The 20,206-nt window shown below is 70.0% G+C and carries 15 protein-coding genes; 8 read left to right on the top strand and 7 right to left on the bottom strand.

Annotated features, from left to right (window positions below):
- Window positions 1-165: 165 nt before the first annotated feature.
- From ACIA03_RS25940 to fgd, 6 genes are all read right to left on the bottom strand, one after another.
- Window positions 166-786, bottom strand: coding sequence for a TetR/AcrR family transcriptional regulator (locus ACIA03_RS25940; protein ID WP_396987948.1), 621 nt, complete (start codon window positions 784-786; stop codon window positions 166-168).
- Between the two features lie 29 nt (window positions 787-815).
- On the bottom strand, window positions 816-1,694 hold the full coding sequence (locus ACIA03_RS25935; RefSeq protein WP_396987946.1) for a glycerophosphodiester phosphodiesterase family protein: 879 nt from the start codon (window positions 1,692-1,694) through the stop codon (window positions 816-818).
- An 89-nt stretch (window positions 1,695-1,783) separates the two neighbouring features.
- Entirely contained in the window at window positions 1,784-2,509 is a 726-nt protein-coding gene (locus ACIA03_RS25930; protein WP_396987944.1) for an acyltransferase, read from the bottom strand.
- A gap of 20 nt (window positions 2,510-2,529) precedes the next feature.
- Complete coding sequence (locus tag ACIA03_RS25925; protein ID WP_396987942.1) at window positions 2,530-3,312, bottom strand: SDR family NAD(P)-dependent oxidoreductase; 783 nt, start codon at window positions 3,310-3,312, stop codon at window positions 2,530-2,532.
- A gap of 185 nt (window positions 3,313-3,497) precedes the next feature.
- On the bottom strand, window positions 3,498-4,460 hold the full coding sequence (locus ACIA03_RS25920; protein WP_396987940.1) for an RNA polymerase subunit sigma-70: 963 nt from the start codon (window positions 4,458-4,460) through the stop codon (window positions 3,498-3,500).
- Between the two features lie 179 nt (window positions 4,461-4,639).
- Entirely contained in the window at window positions 4,640-5,668 is a 1,029-nt protein-coding gene (gene fgd / locus ACIA03_RS25915; protein ID WP_396987938.1) for a glucose-6-phosphate dehydrogenase (coenzyme-F420), read from the bottom strand.
- Between fgd and ACIA03_RS25910 the strand changes: the two genes are divergently transcribed.
- The 8 genes from ACIA03_RS25910 to ACIA03_RS25875 all read left to right on the top strand — a co-directional run bounded on the left by ACIA03_RS25910 (window position 5,667) and on the right by ACIA03_RS25875 (window position 18,640).
- Window positions 5,667-6,722, top strand: a complete 1,056-nt coding sequence (locus ACIA03_RS25910; RefSeq protein WP_396987936.1) for an LLM class F420-dependent oxidoreductase — start codon at window positions 5,667-5,669, stop codon at window positions 6,720-6,722. The genes fgd and ACIA03_RS25910 overlap by 2 nt on opposite strands.
- Window positions 6,723-6,814: 92 nt before the next feature.
- Window positions 6,815-9,172 (top strand): MMPL family transporter, encoded by a 2,358-nt coding sequence (locus ACIA03_RS25905; RefSeq protein ID WP_396987934.1) that lies wholly within the window; start codon window positions 6,815-6,817, stop codon window positions 9,170-9,172.
- Between the two features lie 324 nt (window positions 9,173-9,496).
- Window positions 9,497-10,690, top strand: a complete 1,194-nt coding sequence (locus ACIA03_RS25900; protein WP_396987932.1) for a hypothetical protein — start codon at window positions 9,497-9,499, stop codon at window positions 10,688-10,690.
- Between the two features lie 111 nt (window positions 10,691-10,801).
- Complete coding sequence (locus tag ACIA03_RS25895) at window positions 10,802-13,063, top strand: serine/threonine protein kinase (RefSeq protein WP_396987930.1); 2,262 nt, start codon at window positions 10,802-10,804, stop codon at window positions 13,061-13,063.
- A 36-nt stretch (window positions 13,064-13,099) separates the two neighbouring features.
- On the top strand, window positions 13,100-15,673 hold the full coding sequence (locus ACIA03_RS25890; protein ID WP_396987929.1) for a bifunctional FO biosynthesis protein CofGH: 2,574 nt from the start codon (window positions 13,100-13,102) through the stop codon (window positions 15,671-15,673).
- Window positions 15,674-15,679: 6 nt separating this feature from the next.
- Window positions 15,680-16,261 carry a DUF1697 domain-containing protein gene (locus tag ACIA03_RS25885; RefSeq protein WP_396987927.1) on the top strand — a complete coding sequence of 194 codons (582 nt, stop codon included), beginning with the start codon at window positions 15,680-15,682 and terminating at the stop codon, window positions 16,259-16,261.
- Between the two features lie 152 nt (window positions 16,262-16,413).
- Window positions 16,414-17,628, top strand: coding sequence for a hypothetical protein (locus tag ACIA03_RS25880; RefSeq protein ID WP_396987925.1), 1,215 nt, complete (start codon window positions 16,414-16,416; stop codon window positions 17,626-17,628).
- Between the two features lie 31 nt (window positions 17,629-17,659).
- Window positions 17,660-18,640: a formylglycine-generating enzyme family protein gene (locus ACIA03_RS25875; RefSeq protein WP_396987923.1), complete on the top strand. Its 981-nt coding sequence runs from the start codon at window positions 17,660-17,662 to the stop codon at window positions 18,638-18,640.
- Here ACIA03_RS25875 and ACIA03_RS25870 read toward each other — a convergent pair.
- The gene (locus tag ACIA03_RS25870; RefSeq protein ID WP_396987921.1) at window positions 18,625-20,103 is read right to left on the bottom strand and encodes a sulfatase-like hydrolase/transferase; all 1,479 of its coding nucleotides are present in this window, start codon (window positions 20,101-20,103) and stop codon (window positions 18,625-18,627) included. The genes ACIA03_RS25875 and ACIA03_RS25870 overlap by 16 nt on opposite strands.
- Between the last annotated feature and the right edge of the window lie 103 nt (window positions 20,104-20,206).

Here is a 20,206-nt window from a genome sequence, read left to right as displayed (position 1 = left end):
GCGAGTGACGTCTCGGCAGGCCCGAGATCCCAAGCACGTGCGCGACCCAAGGATTCCGGGCCAGACCGAGAACACCCTGCGTAACGGGTCGGCGGTCATCAGCAAGTGAGAAGCGACCGGCCAGCGCGCCAGACACCGATACCCCGACCACCCCGCAACGCCAAGCTAGGAGACGCTGGAGATCTCCCCCGCCCAACCCCCGAGGAGCTCGGCCTCGTGCGGAGGCGGGCCGGGGAGGCGGCGGCTGGCCGCGTCGGCGCGCAGGCCGTCGCAGATGAGGGCGAGGTAGCGGCGGCGGAGGGCGGCGCTGCGTACGTCGTCGCCTACGTCGATGCGACCGATCTGTTCGAGGAGCACGGTGATGTCGGTGCGGGTGACGTCGGGGCGGAGGATGCCGCTGCCGCGGGCGCCGCGCAGGAGTCGGTTGGTGGTGTGGACGGCGAGCTTGTCCAGGTCACGTAGGCCCTGGTCGAAGTCGAGCTCGCCGCGCAGGGCGAGGGAGAGCCGCGGGAGACCGTCGTCGAGCACCTGGCGCAGGAACCCGGTGAACGCGTGCCAGGGGTCGTCGGTGTCGCTCAGCGCCGCCTCCGCGAAGGCGATGTAGCGGCGGTAGTTGTCGGCGGCGACGGCCCGCAGCAGCGCCTGCTTGTTGGCGTAGCGGCGGTAGAGCCCGGCCACACCCATCCCCGCCTCCTCGGCGACCGCGGCCATGGTCGCGCGAGGGTCCTTGAGCAGAACCTCGCGAGCAGCCATCAGGACCGCACGGTCTGCGTTGAGGGGCGGCATGCCCCAAACCCTACGGGGGCGGGCCAGCCTCAGGCGGTCTGCGACGCTGTGATGTCGGCCAAAGCCGCGATCGGCCGGTTCGGGTAGTCGGCGAACACCCCGTCGACCCCGGCCTCGAAGAGGCGATTCGCCTGGTCACGGCCTGCTTTCAGGGTCCAGACGAAGACCTTCAGGCCGTGCCGGTGGGCTTCGTCGGCCAGGCCGGTCGGCGGCTGCGCCTTCTTGCGGACCATCGACTTCTTCGGCCCGATGGCCTGGGCGTACGTCGCGATCTCAGCGCAGTCGACCGCACCCCACTTCTTGTCGACCAACTGCACGAGCGGAAGCTCGGTGCGGGTGCTCATCTCCCGCACCCACGCCTCGTCGAAGCTCTGCAGCCACAGCCGCTGCGTGGGCAGACCCGGGAGGCCGTTCCAGGCATCCACGCCGTGGTCGGCGAGGGTCTGCAGGAGGATCTCTGTGACGGGGAGGCCGATGGAGGCGAAGTACGTCGGGTGCTTGACCTCGACGTGCAGCCCGACCCGGCGCCCGCGGCGCTGCGACTCGTCGGCGACGAGCAGCAGCAGCGTGTCGAGGGTGATGATCGGCTGGCTGGTCGTCGGCGCGCCGAGGCTGAGCAGCTCGGGGAAGGTGAAGTCCTCGGTGAACCAGCCGGTCCACTTCTTGCCGCCGATCACCTTGGTCGTACGCCGCTCCGCGAACTCCGGGCGCGTGGCCACGTCCGTGGTGCGGGTGAGCTCGTTCTCGTGCCGGAGCACCATCACGCCATCGCGCGTCATCACCACGTCGGTCTCGAGCGCATCCACACCCTGGCGCAGTGCCAGGCGGTAGGACTCCAGAGAGTGCTCCGGCAGATAGCCGGGCGCTCCGCGATGGCCGATCACAAGGGGGCGGTGGGCCGATGCCATGGCCTCAAGCCTGCGTTCCGGCGGCGACGCCGCGGCGGGCGCAATGTGAATGGGACGTTACGAGCGGCGGGCCGTTCGGTTCGGCACCGTCAGGGGGTGTCCTCGCCGGACCAGACGACGTTCTCGCGGATCAGCCGGGCGGGAACACCGGCGACGGCCGTACGCGGCTCGACCTTCTGGTTGCGGACCATGCTCCGCATCCCGACGACCGCGCCGTCGCCGATCTCTACGTGACCCGTGACGATGGCGTCGCGACCGAGCCAGACGTGCTCGCCGATGCGGATGTTGGCTCCGTACGGATTGATCCGCTGCCCCGTCTCGCCATCCTCGAGCCGGTGCATGTCGTCGGTGGCGACATAGACGTTGGCCGCCCAGAGCTGGTCGGGGGCGGTGACGATCGAGCCGCCGTTGCGGGCGTCGATCTGCGCGCGCGAGGTGGCGACGAGGCCGCCGGAGAGGATCACCGCGGAGTCGCCGCCGCAGTAGATCTCGCCCCAGACCATGCTCGTGTCCGGGCCGATGAAGATCGTCGGCCGATCGCCCCCGACCAGCAGCGCCTGCATCGAGGTGATGTCGGTCGCGACCACGATCAGCGCGTCCGAGAACGGATAGAACCCGAGCAGGTCGATCAGCCGCTCGTCGAGGCGGAACCCGTCGCGCAGGTAGAGCGCGTTTCCGCCCTCGTGCCACCACTCCGGCAGAGGTCCGGTGATCTCGCTGAACTCGAGCCCGGTGAGCACCTCCGGATCGAGCCCTGCGGCGATGAGCCGCTCCCGATGTACGTCGGTGAGCGGCTCACCCCTGGTCCAAGACATGCCGGGAACCATAACCCGGTTCAGCTCGGGTACATCCCGCTGGTCACGTTGAGCCAGGTGCCGGTGATCGCACCGGCGCCGTCGGAGGCGAGGAAGGTCGCGGTGTCGGCGACCTCCCGCAGCCGCGGCGACCGCTTGGTCATCCGCATCCCGTCGAGGTTCGCCCGGATCCCGTCGAGGGCCTCCTCCGGGAGCCGCGTCCCGAGGACCCGCTCGAACTTCTCCGCGGTGAAGGTCTCGGTGATGCCGGCCGTCCAGATCCCCACGACGCGTACGCCGGAGGGCCCGACCTCGGCCGCCAGATCACGAACCAGCGCGTCGAGCGCACCGTCGGCGGCACTGGTCCCGCCCATGCCGGGAGCCGAGCCACGGGCGGAGCCGGAGTCGAGCGCGATCACGACGCCTCGGTTCTGCCCCACCATCTGCCGGGCCGCCGCGCGGGCCGTGTTGAATGAGCCGGTGATGCCGCGTACGACCGGCTGGGTGTAGTCCGCCACCGAGATCTCCAGCAGCGGCTGCCCCTGGATGTCGCCACGGTCGGCGACGTTGAACGAGATGTCGAGCGAGCCGGTCTCGGCGACGACCCGCTCCACGAAGGCGACCACGGCGTCCTCGTCGAGCACGTCGACCACCCCGTAGCCGGCGGCGCCGACCTCCTCGGCCCGGGCCGCGAGCGTGGCCTCGGTGCGGCCGGCAAGATAGACCCTGGCACTCGCCTCGGCGAAGGCCTTCGCGGTGGTCGAGCCGATGTCACCCGCGCCGCCCCAGACGATGGCGGTGCGGTCCTGAAGCTGTGCGTTCACGATGTCTCCTGTGGTGAGTGAGCGAGGCCGAGGCGAGCTTGCTCGTCCTCGTGCCGAGCGAGGGAGCCACGCGCGCGAAGCGCGCGTCGCTGTCGTCACGCACCTGGTGCGCGTGATCTGCCCGTTAGGACGTACGCCACCCCATCCACTCATCGGGTAGCCCCGAACTTCTTTCCGACCAGTGCTCAGGTCAGCGCCTGCGGGAGCCCGAAGGCGGGGAAGAGATGGGGCTCGAAAGTGGTGACCTGGGCGACCTTGCCGTCGACCACCCGGAGCACGTCGAGCGTCTGCGGGCGAAAGATCGTCGTCCCCGGCCGGCGTACGTAGCCCGCGACCGCCGGCATCCGGTTGGCGCTCACCGGGGCGAAGCGCCATTCGCCGAGGTAGGTCGGCGAGGACGGATCCAGGTTGGGCAGCACGAAGTCGATCAGCGCCTGCCGGGTGGAGAACCAGAACGGGTTCGGCGGCATGGTCAGCACGGCGTCGCTGGTCAGCAGGTCGGCGATGCCCTCACGCCAGTTGCTCTCCCCCGCCGCGATGTAGGCGTCGATGACCTTGCGCTCCTCCTCGGTCGGTCCCTCGGTGCGCCAGGTCGACCGGTCCTCGGGCAGGTGTCGGCGCAGCGCCGGCTTGGCCCGCTGGAGCAGCGAGTTGACCGTGGCGACGCTGACCGAGAGCGCCGCCGCGGTGTCGGCGGCCGACCAGCCGAGCACCTCCCGGAAGACGAAGACCGCCCGCTGCTGCGGGGTCAGGTGCTGGATCGCGGTCAGGAAGACCAGCTCGATCGTCTCCCGCGCGACCGCCTCCTCCTCGGGACGCTCCGGCTCCAGAAGGGAGTCCGGGAACGGCTGGAGCCACTCCAGCATCTCCGGGGGCTCACCGGTGCCGTGGTCGAACCCCGGCAGCGGGGCGTACGTCCTCGGCCGCCGCTCGTTGCGACGCAGGAAGTCGAGGCAGGTGTTGGTCGCGATCCGGTAGAGCCAGGCGCGCATCGCCTCGGTGTCGGTCAGCTGGTCGCGCCGCTCCCACGCCTTGACCAGGGTCTCCTGCACCAGGTCCTCGGCCTCGTCGAAGCTCGCCACCATCCGGTAGCAGTGCACCCTCAGCTCGCGCCGGTGCTTCTCGGCGGCGTCCACGAACGGTTCCATGGCTGGCGAGCGTAAGCCCTGGTCGGCCGCCGGGAGACCGATTTTGCAATCAATGTCAAACCGGTGCAACACAAACCATCCGCACGACGTACCACGTATGTGGGGCGGTCCTCCCAGGGTCCCGGCCGTTGTGCGAGTGAAGTGGGTCTCCCGGCCGGGGCCCTGGTTCGTCTATCGGCTCAGACGAGCGCGCGAAGCTTGGGGAGGATCTCCTCGCCGTAGAGCTTCAGGAACTTCGCCTGGTCCGGGCCGGGAGCGTGGAAGACCAGGTGGGTGAAGCCCATGTCGAGGTATTCCCTGATCCGGGCGACGTGCTCGTCGGGGTCGGTGGAGACGATGAACCGCTTGGCGGTCGCCTCGGTCGGGAGCGCGTCGGCGAGGCGCTGCATCTCCACCGGGTCCTCGACGGAGTGCTTCTGCTCGGGGGTGAGGCCGAGGGCTCCCCAGAAGCGGGTCGCCTCCATGGCGTCCTCGAGCGAGTGGTCGAAGGAGACCTTGACCTCGATCATCATGTCGACGTCCTCCGGCTTGCGGCCGGAGAGCTCGATGCCGTTCCGCACGGCCGGGAGCAGCGTGTCGGTGTAGAGCTCGGCGCCCTTGCCGGAGGTGGTGATGTAGCCGTCACCGGCACGACCGGCGTACTTGGTCGCGGCAGGCCCCGAACCCGCCAGGTAGATCGGGACCGGGGTGGACGGCTTGTCGTAGATGGTCGCCCGGTCGAGCTGGTAGTAGTCGCCCTCGAAGGTGACCCGGTCCTCGGTCCAGAGCTTCTTGATCACCCGCACGGCCTCGCGGAACCGCGCGAAGCGCACCTTGCCCTCGGGCCACTCCACACCCAGCGGGGCCTCGTTCATCGCCTCACCGGTGCCCATCCCGAGCACGACGCGGTCAGGGAAGAGCGACCCCAGGGTCGCGAAGGACTGCGCCACGATCGCCGGGTGGTAGCGGAACGTCGGGGTGAGCACGGAGGTGCCCATCACGATCCGCTCAGTGCGCGCGCCGAGCGCGCCCAGCCAGGTCATCGCGAACGGCGCGTGCCCGCCGTCGTGTCGCCAGGGCTGGAGATGGTCGGAGATGAAGACCGAGTCGAAACCCTGCTCCTCCGCCATCACGCCGTAGTTCAGCAGCTCCGTGGGTGCGAACTGCTCGTTGGACGCCTTGTATCCGAACCTGATCTCCGTCACGCGCCCACGGTAGCCTCCCAGCATGAAGCAGCCCAGCATGAAGCTTGCGATGCCCTTGACCTACTTCGGCAACCCGCGCGAGACCGCGGACCAGGTCGTCGGCCTGGAGAAGGCCGGACTCGACCAGCTCTGGGTCGCCGAGCCGTACGGCTTCGACGCGGTGTCCCTGCTCGGCTACCTGGCCGCGAAGACCGAGAGGGTCGAGCTCGGCTCGGGCATCCTCAACATCTACAGCCGTACGCCGGGAGCACTGCTCCAGACCGCGGCCGGCCTCGACAACGTCTCCGGCGGCCGCGCGATCCTGGGCCTGGGCGCGAGCGGGCCCCAGGTCATCGAGGGCTTCCACGGGGTGGCGTACGACAAGCCGTTGGCCCGCACCCGCGAGATCATCGGCCTGCTGCGCGCCGGGCTGCGGGGCGAGCGGCTGCAGAGCGACGGGCTCTACAAGATCCCGCTGCCGGCCGACCAGGGCACCGGGCTCGGCAAACCGCTCAAGCTGCTCAACCGGCCCGAGCGCGCCGACACCCCGATCTGGGTGGCCGCGCTGGGCGACAAGAACGTCACCATGACCGCCGAGGTCGCCGACGGCTGGCTGCCGTTCCTCTTCCTGCCCGACAAGGCCCGTGACGTGTGGGGCGAGGCGATCGACAAGGGCCTGGCCAAGCGGTCCGCGGACCTGAAGCCCCTGGAGATCTCTGCCGGTGGCCTGCTCGCGATCACCGACGACCCCGACGAGGCCAAGCGTCATCGCGACACGATGCGCGGCCTGATGGCGTTGTACGTCGGTGGAATGGGCGCCCGCGGCAAGAACTTCTACAACGACATGGCCGTGAAGTACGGCTTCGCTGACGCGGCCAAGAAGATCCAGGACCTCTACCTCGACGGCCACAAGCGCGACGCCGAGGCCGAGGTCCCCGAGGCCTGGCTCGAGGCCGGCAACCTGGTCGGACCGGAGTCGTTCGTGAAGGAGCGGATCGCGGCGTTCAAGGAGGCCGGCGTGACCAGCCTCCAGGTCACTCCCGCCTTCGGCACCGACGGCCTCGCGTCGATCGCGCAGGTCAAGGAGTGGCTGGCCTGACCACCCGGCCGGCTGTGAACTCGCTTACAACCACGGCCGGCCCGAGCGTCCCGCTGTGACCTTGCCCCGGCGGGCATTGGTTGCATGGACGTATGCCTGAGCGGATCGCGAGCGCCATCACCGGACCCGTCACCAAGTGGGTGGTGCTCGGGTTCTGGCTGGTGATGCTGGTCCTGGTGGGGCCGCTGACCGGCAAGCTCGGCGACGTCGAGTCCCACGACAACTCCGACTGGCTCCCCGCCAACGCGGAGTCGACCCGGGCGATCGACGAGCTCGCCAAGGTGCAGGACCCCGACGACCTGACCACGACGATCGTCTACCACCGCGAGGGTGGCCTGACGAAGGCCGACTACACCGCGATCGTGCTGCAGATCCCCGAGATCGCGTCCTTGGACGGGGTCACGAGCCAGGCGTCCGGATCATCGGAAAACGGGGGATCTCGACAGGCTCGATCTCCGGTGATGCCGGCGATCGCCTACCCGACCGGGGAGAAGCAGGGCCAGAAGCAGGGTCTGGTCTCCGCCGACGGGGAGGTCGCCACGGTCTCGCTCGTGGTCAACTACGCCGACGAGGACCCGACCGCCCTGCTCGATCTGCGCGACAACCTGGTCGAGATGACGAAGATCGAGGGCGTCGACGTCCACATCGGCGGCGCGGGTGGCTCCACCGCCGACCAGATGGAGGCCGGCGCCGGGATCGGCGGCGCGCTGCTCTACGCGGCCGCCGGTGTGGTCATCGTGATCCTGCTGATCACCTACCGCAGCCCGGTGCTCTGGTTCCTTCCCCTCGTCTCGGTGCTGGTCGCACTGGTCGTGTCGATGGGCGTCGTCTACCTCTGCGCGAGGTACGCCGGCCTGACCCTCAACCAGATGAACCGGGCGATCCTCGACGTGCTCGTCTTCGGCGCCGGCACCGACTACGCGCTGCTGCTCATCGCCCGCTACCGCGAGGAGCTGGGCCGCCACGAGGACCGCCATCGCGCGATGGCGACTGCGCTGCGCGGGTCGGCCCCCGCGATCATCGCCTCGGCCGGCACGGTCACCGTCGGCATGCTCGGCCTGATGGTCGCCACCATGGGGTCGACCGCCAGCCTCGGCCCGGTCTGCGCGATCGGCATCGTCGCCGGCCTCGTCGTGATGCTGACCCTGCTCCCGGCCCTGCTGGTGATCACGGGTCGCTGGGTGTTCTGGCCGGTCAAGCCGGCGTACGGCGCATCCGGCGAGAAGCAGGGAGGCATCTGGGCACGGCTCGGTGGCTGGATCCGGAAGCGGCCGCGGACGGTCTGGATCGGCACCGCCGCCGTGCTGCTGGCCTGCTGCGGCGGGCTCTCGATGCTCAACATCACCACCCTGGACAGCTCGGAGACCTACACCAAGGACTTTCCCTCGCTGATCGGCGACCGGCTGCTCGAGGAGCACGACCTGGGCGATCCGTCCAACCCGATCCAGGTCGTCTCGGCCCCGGGCAGCGAGAAGGACGTCGTCGAGGCGCTGACCGCGGCGGGCTACGAGGGCGTCACCCCGGTCACCGACGGCACCCACGAGATCGCGCTGACCGCGGTCCCGCTGTCCACCGACCCGATGTCGAAGGCGTCGTTCGACACCGTCGATGACGTACGCAGCGTGGTCCACTCCGTCGACGGGGCCGACGCGCTCGCCACCGGCACCGCCGCGATCCAGCTCGACATGGCCTCGGCAACCGACCGCGACACCAAGGTCGTGATGCCGCTGGTGCTCGGGCTGGTGCTGATCATCCTGATGATCCTGCTCCGCTCGGTCCTCTCCCCGTTGCTGCTGATGGCCACCGTCGTGCTCAGCTTCGGCGCGGCGCTCGGCCTCTCGGCGATCATCTTCGACGCGATGGGATTCGCCGGGCAGGGGCGGGAGTTCCCGCTGTTCGTCTTCGTGTTCCTGGTCGCGCTGGGCATCGACTACAACATCTTCTTGATGCATCGGGTCCGCGAGGAGGCCGTTGCAGGACGGGCCGGTGCCCACGGCGACACCCGGCGGGCCTCGCTCGTCGCGCTGTCGGCGACCGGTGGGGTCATCACCAGCGCCGGCATCGTGCTGGCCGCGACGTTCGCGGTGCTCACCACGCTGCCGCACGTGAGCTTCATCGAGATCGGCCTCGCGATCGCCCTCGGCGTGCTCCTCGACACCCTCGTCGTCCGTTCCATCCTGGTCACGGCCATCAACCTCGACCTCGGCGACGTCATCTGGTGGCCGAGCAGGCTCGCCCGCGGGCGAACGAACGTTCATTCACCGGCAAACGCGCGAACGAACGTTCATTCACCGACAGACCCGCGAACGAACGTTCATTCACCGACAGACCCGCGAACGAACGTTCATTCACCGACAGACCCGCGAACGAACGTTCATTCACCGACAGACGCGACTGGCCGCAGACCCCCTGGTGACCTCCGTGGCCGCCCCGATCCTCGCCGTTACTGAAGGGCTCGGCTGCGGATTCCGCGAAGTGTCTTTACGATGTGCCCTACGACTCGGGTCGCTCGGCCCGGTCGCTCCACTTCACTGACATGCGGGGCGTGCGACATGGGGCCAGACGACCAGGACAAGACGAGACCCGGTACGCCGCGGCCCACGCCGCCTCCGACGCCTCCGACGCCTGAGCCGGCGAACCCGATCGACCCGGACGCGACCCGGATCCCCACCGCGCGTCCCACCCCGCCTCCTCCGCCGACCTCACCCCCGCCTCCCCCGTCCTCGCCTCCGCCTCCCCGGCCGCCGACGGCACCACCCCCGCCGCCACCCACGATGGCGACGCCCGCGGCACCGCCCAGCAGCTACGGCCCTCCGCCGGGGCAGCCGCCGACGGCGTACGGCTCGGCGTACGGCTCGGCGTACGGCTTGCCGTCGCACCACCAGCCGAAGAAGAGCAACAAGGGCCTGCTGATCGGGCTGGGCACAGCGGGCGCCGTGGTGCTCGTCCTGCTGCTGGGCACCGGGGCGTGGGCGTTCTTCACCGGCCGTCTCGGGTTCGGTCCGCTGAGCGCCGAGGACAAGAAGGCCGTGACCGCGATCGCAGCGAACGCGCCGAAGCCGGCCTGGGCCTCGGCCGGGGACGCCGAGTGCGCCGCCGAGCAGCTGGTCAGGGACGAGCGCAGCGACGCCCTGCGCAAGGCCGGGCTGATCACGACCTCCGGCGAGACCGTGACCTTCACCGGCGCCTGGCGGGGACAGCAGGCGACGACGTACGCCGAGGGCCTGCTCTCCTGCTCGGGCGACTGGAGCAAGGCGATCGGCAAGGAGTGGGCGCTGAGCGACACGGACTGCCTCGGTGACGTCGACGAGAGGGCGATGGCCGGCCTGATCACCACGCAGGTCATGGAGGTCGAGGACGCCGGCGTGACGAAGCAGGCCGACAAGGCGGTCTCGGCGCTGGACAAGTGCTACGCGAGCGACGAGCTCACCGCGCCGACCGCGACGGCCACCCCCGCCGTGCTCGGTGTCGACTTCTCGGTCCAGGCGCCTGCCGTCGAGGGCAGCGAGGTCGTCGTGCGGGCGAAGTCGGCCGATTCATCCGAGTGGACCCCGGTGACCGGCGGGAAGGTCAACATCCCCGTGCGCGAGGGCGGCCAGGAGGGCTGCGCGACGTTCGAGGCGTCGATCAGCTACCCGTGGGGCACCACGAAGACCAGCGAGGCCGAGGCCTGCGGCAAGGCCAAGGACCGCCGGCTGTGGTGGACGAAGGACAAGTCGTGCGCCCAGCCGAAGTACGCCCCGTGCAGCTCCTGGACGCTCCACTACGAGGGCTACGAGCTGCTCTCCGGCGTCACGATCAAGCTGAAGCTCAACGGCGGCGACTGCCGCTCGGCCTCCGGGTCGTGCTCGGACACGGCCTTCGTCACCAAGCCGAGCGGCACCTGGACCAACTGGACCGCGCCCAAGGGCTGGAAGGACCGGTTCACCGCGCAGGTCGACGGGCTCACCGCCGTACTTCCTAACTAACGCCTTAACAATTGGTCTCGCCCGTGGCGTTGGGGCGCGACGATCGTTGACGGGACGCTAGGGTTTCGGCAGAGGTCATTCGGGTAAAAAAATCATGGCGAGGTTCTAAAGATGGTTGCGTTCCCCCAGGAAGGCGAGCAGTTCGGTCGCTACGTGATCGAGCGGGTCCTGGGTCAAGGTGGCATGGGTGTCGTCTACCAGGCGAAGGACCCGGCACTACGCCGCAAGGTGGCGCTCAAGCTGGTGCTGCCCTCGCTCACCGTCGACAAGGACTTCATCACCCGCTTCGAGCGGGAAGCCAACATCCTGGCCAAGCTGCGCTCGCGCAACATCGTGCAGATCATCGAGTACGGCGAGGTCGAGGGCACCGTCTACCTCGTCACCGAGTACGTCCCCGATGGCGACCTGCACGGCTGGCTGAAGACCAAGGGCCCGCTGGAGACCGTCCAGGCCCTCCGCCTGGTCGGTGACGTCAGCGACGCGCTCTTCGACGCCCACCGCGCCGGCGTGGTCCACCGCGACGTCAAGCCGTCCAACGTGCTCCTGTGGGAGCGCCAGGAGGGCGAGCTCGTCCCCTACCTCACCGACTTCGGCATCGCGACCGAGGGCGACTCCAACGTGACCCGGGCCGGCTCCGTGGTGGGCTCGCTGCCCTACATGTCGCCCGAGCGCCACATGGGTGAGCAGGCGACCGCGTCGGGCGACATCTACGCCGCCGGCTGTCTGCTGTGGGCCTGCCTGACCGGCAAGGCGCCCTACGCCGGCACCGACTTCGAGCTGATGAGCGCCCACATCAACAGCCCGGTGCCGCGGCTGCCCGCCGCCACGCCGGGCGCCGACCTGATCAACCCGATCATCCAGCGGGCGCTGGCCAAGAAGCCGGAGAACCGCTTCACGACCGCTGCCGAGCTCGCCAAGGCCCTCGACAAGGCCGCCGACCGGCTCGAGGAGACCGGTCTCGGCGGCGGCGTCATCGGCGGTGTCACCGGTGCGGCCGCAGCCGACCTCGGCTCCCGTCCCGGCGTCAGCTACGACACGACCAGCGGCACCTCCGGTGGCGGCACTCCCGTGCCCGAGGCGGAGGCCCAGCCGACGATCGTCAAGCGTCCCGGCGACGGCACCCCGACGCCGGCCCCGCTCGCCAACGAGACCGACTCCACGGTCGTGCACAGCGGCAAGGGCCTGCCCGCGGTCGCTGCCGCCGCCAGCAACGCCGGCACCGGTGCCGGCGGCCAGCCCGAGTGGCTGCCGTCGCACCACTCCAACGCCGGCCAGGGCGGTGGCGACGGCGACAAGAAGAAGCGCTACGCCATCGTCGGCGGCGGGGTCGCCGCGGTCCTGCTCGTCGGCGTCGGCATCTTCACCCAGGGTTTCGGCATGTTCGGTCTCCACGGCGACGACGCCAAGGCGGCCGAGGCGATCGCCAGCGGCGTACCCAAGCCGGGGTGGGCCACCGAGGACCAGATGACCTGCGCGGCCGAGTCCCTGGTCGGGAAGGTTCCGGCCGCCGAGCTGCGCTCCCACGGGATCGTGGACGCGGGCGACGACTGGACCTACACCGGCGAATGGCCCGCCGACGACGCGATGAAGTTCACCCAGGGCCTGCTCGACTGCACCGAGTCCTGGTCGACCGAGATCGGCGACAACTGGAAGGTCGGCGACACCCGCTGCATGGAGAAGGAGGTCGACAAGACCTCCATGGCCGGCCTCCTCGCGGTCACGGACCTCCTCAAGGCCGGCGACACCGGCGCCGCCGGCCCGGCCAGCGAGAAGGCCGTCAAGGCGCTCGACGCGTGCTACGTCAAGGCCGACGCGCTCGGCGCCAAGGTGACCCCCAAGCCCGCCTACATGCAGGTCGACTTCGACGTGCAGGATCCCACCGCTCCCGGCGGGCAGTCGGTGATCGGGATCGCCAAGAAGGGCAGCAGCAGCTACGAGGAGCTCAAGGGCTCCTCCTACGAGCTCCCCGTCACCGAGGGTGGCGTCGAGGGCTGCATCGCGGTCAAGACCACCGTCACCTTCGCCTGGGGCACCGAGAAGGCCACCGACGCCGACGCCTGCGGCAAGGCCGAGCCGAAGAAGCTCGAGTGGATCAAGCAGGACAAGTGCACCGATCCGATCTACACGAAGCAGAAGATCGCGTGCAACACCTGGCGGCTCGCCTTCGAGGGCTTCCAGCCGGGCAAGAAGTTCGACGTGAAGCTCACCCTCAACGGCGGCAAGTGCTCGGACGGGAAGGGCGCGAAGTGCGTCTGGCCCGGCACCCCCGACGGCGAGGGCAAGGGCGCTGTCGTCGACTGGTCCGGCCCGCAGAACTGGACCGCCAAGTTCGTCGCCACGGCGCCCGGCGCGAGTGCCCAGATCGACAACTAGTTCGACAACTGGGCGGCGCCTACTAGGCTGCTCGTGATGAGCGAGCAGCCGACACCTCAGCAGATCCGCCGGGCCCTGGCCCGGGCCGAACGCGGCGCAGCCCTCGACGTGGCGGAGGCCTCGGCTCTCCTCGCCGCCGGTGGCGACGACCTGAAACGGTTGACCGCCGCCGCGGCGAAGGTACGCGACGCCGGGCTGGTCGCGGCCGGGCGCCCCGAGACGGTGACCTACTCGCCGAAGGTCTTCATCCCGGTCACCAAGCTGTGCCGCGACCGGTGCCACTACTGCACCTTCGTGGAGACACCCGGACAGGCGGCGCGCGAGGGCCGCGAGCCCTACCTGAGCCCCGACGAGATCCTCGAGATCGCCGCCGAGGGCGCGAAGCTGGGCTGCCTGGAGGCGCTGTTCACCCTCGGCGACCGGCCCGAGGACCGGTGGCCGGAGGCGCGGGAGTGGCTGGAGAGCCGCGGCTACGAGTCGACGCTCGACTATGTGCGAGCGATGGCGATCCGGGTGCTCGAGGAGACCGGCCTGCTCCCCCACCTCAACCCCGGGGTGATGTCGTGGGAGGAGATGAACCGGCTCAAGCCGGTCTCCCCGTCGATGGGGATGATGCTCGAGACCACGTCGCGACGTCTGTTCGAGACCAAGGGCGAGGCCCACTTCGGCTCCCCCGACAAGGACCCTGCGGTGCGCCTGCGGGTGCTCGAGGACGCCGGCCGGCTCTCGATCCCGTTCACCTCGGGGCTCCTCGTCGGCATCGGCGAGACGCTCACCGAGCGCGCGGAGACGATCTTCGCGCTGCGGAAGGTGCACAAGGCGTACGCCGGGCTGCAGGAGATCATCGTGCAGAACTTCCGGGCGAAGCCGTCAACCGCCATGCGCCACGTCGACGACCTGGGCCTGGACGAGTACCTGGCCGCGATCGCGGTCACCCGCATCGTCCTCGGGCCCAAGGCCCGGGTCCAGGCCCCGCCCAACCTGGTCGACCTCGACGAGTGCCGGGCGCTGCTCGGGGCCGGGATCGACGACTGGGGCGGCGTCTCGCCGCTCACCCCCGACCACGTCAACCCGGAGCGCCCCTGGCCCTCCCTGGACGCGCTGCGCCAGGTCAGCGCCGAGGCCGGCTTCCAGCTGAGGCCTAGGCTGACCGTCCACCCGGAGTACGTCCAGGGCACCCTGCGCGACGGCCAGGCCTGGATCGACCCGCGCGTCCTCTCCCACGTCGAGGCGATCGCCGACGAGGACGGGCTGGCCCGTGACGGCGTCCGGCCCGAGGGTCGCCCGTGGCAGGAGCCCGACGGTGGCTTCACCGCCGCCGGGCGCGTGGACCTGCACGCCTCGGTCGACACGACCGGACGTACGAACGACCGCCGCGATGACTTCGAGACGGTCTACGGCGACTGGGACGCGGTCCGGGAGGCGGCCGTGCGCACGGGCGCCCCTGACGTTCCGGCGGACGACACGCCGATCTCGGGCACCAAAACGTCAGGGATGCGCGGAGACCTCGCGGGCGCGGCAGCCCTCAGAGCGGCCGAGAAGGACCCCGGCAACCTCTCCGACGAGCACGCCCTGACCCTGATGACCGCCGAGGGCGACCTGCTGCGCCAGGTCACCAAGCTCGCCGACGACCTGCGCCAGCAGGTCAACGGCGACACCGTGACGTACGTCGTCAACCGCAACATCAACTTCACCAACGTCTGCTACGTCGGCTGCCGGTTCTGCGCCTTCGCGCAGCGACGCACGGACGCGGATGCGTACTCCCTCGACCTGGACCAGGTCGCCGACCGCGCCGAGGAGGCGTGGAACCTGGGCGCCACCGAGGTCTGCATGCAGGGCGGCATCGATCCCGAGCTCCCCTCGACCGCCTACTTCGATCTCGTCCAGGCCGTGAAGCAGCGCGTGCCCGAGATGCACGTGCACGCGTTCAGCCCGATGGAGATCGTCAACGGCACCGCCCGCACCGGGCTCTCCATCGAGGACTTCCTGATCAAGGTCCGTGAGGCCGGGCTGGGCTCGCTGCCCGGCACGGCCGCAGAGATCCTCGACGACGAGGTCCGCTGGGTGCTGACCAAGGGCAAGCTGCCCGCGAAGACCTGGATCGAGATCGTCTCGACCGCCCACCGCGTGGGCATCCCGACGACGTCGACGATGATGTACGGCCACGTGGACAACCCGCGGCACTGGGTCGGCCACCTCCGTGTCCTCGCCGGCATCCAGGACCAGGCCCGCGAGCACGGCAACGCGGGGTTCACCGAGTTCGTACCGCTCCCGTTCGTGCACACCAGCGCGCCGATCTACCTCGCCGGCGCAGCCCGTCCCGGCCCGACCATGCGCGACAACCTCGCCGTGCACGCGCTCGCGCGGATCATGCTCCACGGCCGCATCGACAACATCCAGACCTCCTGGGTCAAGCTCGGTGTCGACGGCACCCGGGCGATGCTCCAAGCCGGCGCCAACGACCTCGGCGGCACCCTGATGGAGGAGACCATCTCCCGGATGGCCGGCTCCGAGCACGGCTCGGCGAAGACCGTCGCGGAGCTCGAGGAGATCGGCGCCGGCATCGGTCGGGACGTACGCGAACGGACGACGTTGTACGAAGGTCGATGACCGGCCGTGAGCCGTCCCCCTGGCGAAGCCGCAGAGACTGCCCCGGCGGTCGTGCACGTTGTGTTCTACAGGAACCTCAATCTCGGTCATGTCAGGTCGCCGAACCGAGAGCAGTTGGAAGGTGCACTCAATCGGAGCGGCGCCTCACACGTGAAGTCGTTCCAGACGAACGGGACCGTGCTGTTGAAGGCCGAAGACCCCGAGCGGGTTGTGGCTGAGGCAGCCAGCGAACTGGCTGCCGCGGCAGGGTACGACGACACGGCCATCGTGCGGCCGCTGGCAGATCTGGAACGCGTCCTCGCGATGGGGGTGTTCGAGAAGCATCGGTCCCCCCGCACTTACCGCGAAACCGTGACGTTCTTCCAGGGCGGCAAGGAGCCGAGTTGGTCAACGCCGTGGACCAACCCTAAAGACGATGTCGACGTGCTGTACGTCGGAGACGGGATCGCCCTGAGCCTGATCCGCAAACCCCGCAACTCCGCGGGGAGTCCTACCTTCGAACTGGAACGGGCCACCGGTGGCGTGGCCACAACGAGGACCCGCGGCTCCATCGACCGGCTGCTGAATGCCGCCGCAACGTGGAAGTAGTCCGCGTCGTCGAGGTTGGCATGACCAAAATGTCGGTCACATGACCAGATTTCCAGTCATAGCCGGCGTCGGAGCCTCCGGAGGGAGTGGCAGGGGGTATCGGAAACGGCTACCCTCTACGATCCTCGCTGAACCGTTCTCGAGGGAGTGAGATGTCCGACCCCAACGGAAGCACCGCTCAACAACGTCCCAAGCCGACCGAGCTCGCCAACGCGGCGGCCGAGGAGGCGCGCCGGCGGCGGCTCGGGCTGCCCCCGGTGCCGCGGCGGCGGCGTGACCCCGCCCGTCCCGTACGCCGGGCGCTGCGCTGGCTGGTGATCGTCGGCGTGCTCGTGGCGGTGGCCTTCCTCGGCACCTCGACGTGGGCCTACCTCACCGGCCAGATCGGTCCGCTGCGCGGTGACGAGAAGGCGGTGGCACGCACCCTCACGCTCGCCGGCGACACCCCGGCCTGGGCAGACCCCGAGCAGATCCGCTGCGCCGCGGACACGATCGCCAAGGACAAGGGCAGCGCCGGACTCACCGCTGCCGGCGTGGTCGCCAGGACCGGCAGCGGCTTCAGCTACACCGGCGAGTGGCCCTCGGCGCTGGGCTCGCAGTGGTACGCGGAGCTGCTCGGCTGCGCCGACGGCGGTGCGAACAGCTGGAGCAGGCAGATCGCCGAAGCCTGGACCCTCGACAACCCTCGCTGCCTGCGGAAGGTCGGCCGCCCGGCGATCGCCGGCGTCCTCGCGGTCACCAACCTGCGGCTCACCGACGAGGATCTCGCCGCCAAGAACGTCGCCGCGATCACCGCTCTGGACACGTGCTACGCCCGCACGCCCGAGGCGCCGACCGCCGCCGCGGCCGCGGGCTACCGCGAGGTCACGCTGAAGGTCACCGCACCGGAGGTCACCTCCGGCACCGCCTCCATCGACGACGGCGCCGCGCAGCCGACCGCCGGCGAGGACCCGGAGCTCACCTACACCCTGCCGGTCGCCAGGGGCGGCAGCGAGGCCTGCGTGGAGGCGACCACCAAGGTGACGTACGCCTGGGGCACGGTGCGCACCGGCGAGCCGGCCAAGCTCTGCGGCAAGGCGGCCGCAGCCAAGATCGAGTGGCGCACCTACGAGCACGCCTGCCCGAAGAACATGCCGAAGTGTGCCTACATGGCTGCCTACATCGAGGGCCTCTCGGACAACCAGAGCCTGACCGTCACCTACCGGCCGTCGGGTGACTTCAAGTGCCCGCGCAAGAAGCCCTCCTGCAGCGTCACGATCAAGGCCGACGATGCGGGCAAGGCCCGGGCACCGGGCATCCTGGTCACCGGCAAGAAGGGCACGATGGTGGCCACCGCGGGCAGCCTGAAGGCGACCTACCCCCGCTGAGGCGAGAGGCACTGCTCGTAGGCTGGTGGACGTGCCTTCCGACCTCACCTTCGGCGCGACCCGCGGGCCCAGCCCCGACCCGGCTCGGCGCCCCCCGGCCCTGCCCCGCAAACGCCGCCGTTCCCTCGTCGACCTCCCCGGCGGGACGTACGCCGCCGGGGACTCGTTCGGCGAGGGCTATCAGGCCGACGGCGAGGGCCCGGTGCACCCGGTCGCGCTGCCGGGCTTCCGGCTCGACGCGACCGCGGTGACCAACGAGGAGTTCGCCCGGTTCGTGAAGGCGACCGGCCATGTCACCACGGCCGAGCGCGAGGGCTTCTCGGCCGTCTTCCACCTGGCCTACGACGGCTCGCCACGTGACATCCTCGGCCGCTCCCCGGAGGCGCCCTGGTGGCTCGGTGTGCGTGGCGCCTCCTGGCGGACGCCGGAGGGCCCCGGCTCCAACGTCGGCCGCCGGGGCAACCACCCGGTCGTGCACGTCTCCCACGACGACGCACTGGCCTACTGCGACTGGGCCGGGACCAGGCTGCCGACCGAGGCCGAGTGGGAGTACGCAGCCCGCGGCGGCCTCGACGGCTCACGGTTCCCGTGGGGCGATGACCTGGAGCAGAACGGCACCCACCACGCCAACGTCTGGCAGGGCGTCTTCCCGGACACCAACACCGCTGCCGACGGGTTCGTCACGACCGCGCCGGTGCGGACGTACGATCCGAACGGGTTCGGACTGTTCCAGATGATCGGCAACGTCTGGGAGTGGTGCGCGGACTGGTTCTCACCGACCTACTACGCCGAGCTCGTCGACGGACTCGCCGCGGACCCGCGTGGCCCCGCCGAGGGCCTGACCCGGGTGATGCGGGGCGGGTCCTACCTCTGCCACGACTCCTACTGCCACCGCTACCGGCTCTCGGCGCGCTCCAGCAGCCCGCCCGACTCGACCGCGGGCAACCTGGGGTTCCGCTGCGCGGCGGACACGGCCGGCATGGCCGACACGGCCGATCAGCCGGCCGGGTAGAACTCCTTCGGGCAGGTGTCACCCGCGCAGTGGGCGTACTTCTTGTCCAGCGCACGCAGCTGGGCCAGCTCGTCGGCGTACTCGGGGAGCAGCGCGAGCGAGCGGATCTGATAGGGGTCCTCGGCCATGTTGTAGAGCTCTTCGCTGCCGTCGGAGAAGCGGGCGTAGGTCCAGTCACCGAAGCGGATCCCCGAATAGATCTGCTTGCGACCGTCGTTGACCCGCCAGGCGGAGAGCGGGAGCACCCGGTTCTGCGGGGGCGCGGTGAGCCACGGCATGATGTTGACGCCGTCCTGCGGACGTCCCGGCTCGGCGCCGGCGATGGCCATGACCGTGGTGGCGATGTCGGGGTTGCCGACCCCGGTGGACAGGGTCCGCCCGACCGGGATGCCCGGCCCGCGCAGGATCAGCGGGATCCGCTGCGTCTCGCGGTAATGCATCAGCTTGCCGTTGATGTTGTGGCCGCCGGTCGTGTAGCCGTTGTCGGAGGAGAAGATGATGATGGTGTTGTCGAGCTGGCCGGTCTCCTGCAGGCGGAGCACGTGGCTGGCGACCGCCCGGTCGAGCGCCTGGACAGCCTCGACCCGCTGCTCGTGGGCGATCCTCAGCTCGGCCCGCCCCTCCGCGTCGAAGAACTTGCGCGACGGCGAGATCCGTGGGGCATCCGACGGCGTACGGAACATGTAGGGCAGATCCGGCAGCTCGAGGCCGTCGAAGGAGTGCTTGTCCTCGGCGGCCGGCCTGGTCGTGCTGGTGCCCTCGGGGTCGTCCGGATCCGCCGGCCCGCCATGGTGCGGCGCCACGTAGTTGAGCCACATGTACCACGGCTTGTCGGCCCGCTCCGGCGCCGAGATCATCTCGTTGGCCTGGTCCCGCATCACGTAGGTCGTGTAGCGGTGGTAGGTTGTGAGCTTGCCGTTGTGGTTGATCCGCGGCCGGATGAAGTTGTAGGTCGACATGTCGGTCGTCGCCCGCCAGTCGGTCCACCCGGGCGGAACGTCCTTGGCGGTGCCGCGCAGGCCGTAGCCGTTGAGGTACTTGCCGGCGAAGAGGGTGTCGTAGCCGGCCTCCTGCAGCGCCTCGGGCAGCGTGCCGGTGTGGTCCATCGCCTCGTAGCCACCGCGCTCGCCGTTGATCGTCACGGTGTGGTGGTTCTGGCTGTACTGCCCGGTCAGCAGCGACGCGCGGGCCGGAACGCAGATCGGCGTGGGCGCGATCGCCTCCGTCAGCGAGGTGCCCTGCGCGGCCAGGAGCTGGCGGGTGTGGGGCATGAACTCGAGATCGTCGTAGGCGAGGTCGTCCGCCGTGATCATGAGGATGTTGGGCTGGGTGGAGTAGGGAGTCCAGTCGGGCGTCGGCGTGGGCGTCGAGGGGATCATGACCTGGTCGGCCGAGGACACCCGCGCGAACGCTTTCCCGGCCAACGACCCCAACGAGCCCAGCGGACCGGACGATTCAGGCATCACGCCGAGCGCGATCGACGAGCCGGCAAGCGCGGCCACAGCCGCTACCGCCAATCGGGCGCGAGGCGCCATCTACTCTGCTCCCTGGGTCGATCCCCGCGTC

It is taken from the genome of Nocardioides sp. NPDC051685 (assembly GCF_044453405.1).
Taxonomy (GTDB): Bacteria; Actinomycetota; Actinomycetes; order Propionibacteriales; family Nocardioidaceae; genus Nocardioides.
This window is presented reverse-complemented; position numbering and strand designations above follow the sequence as displayed.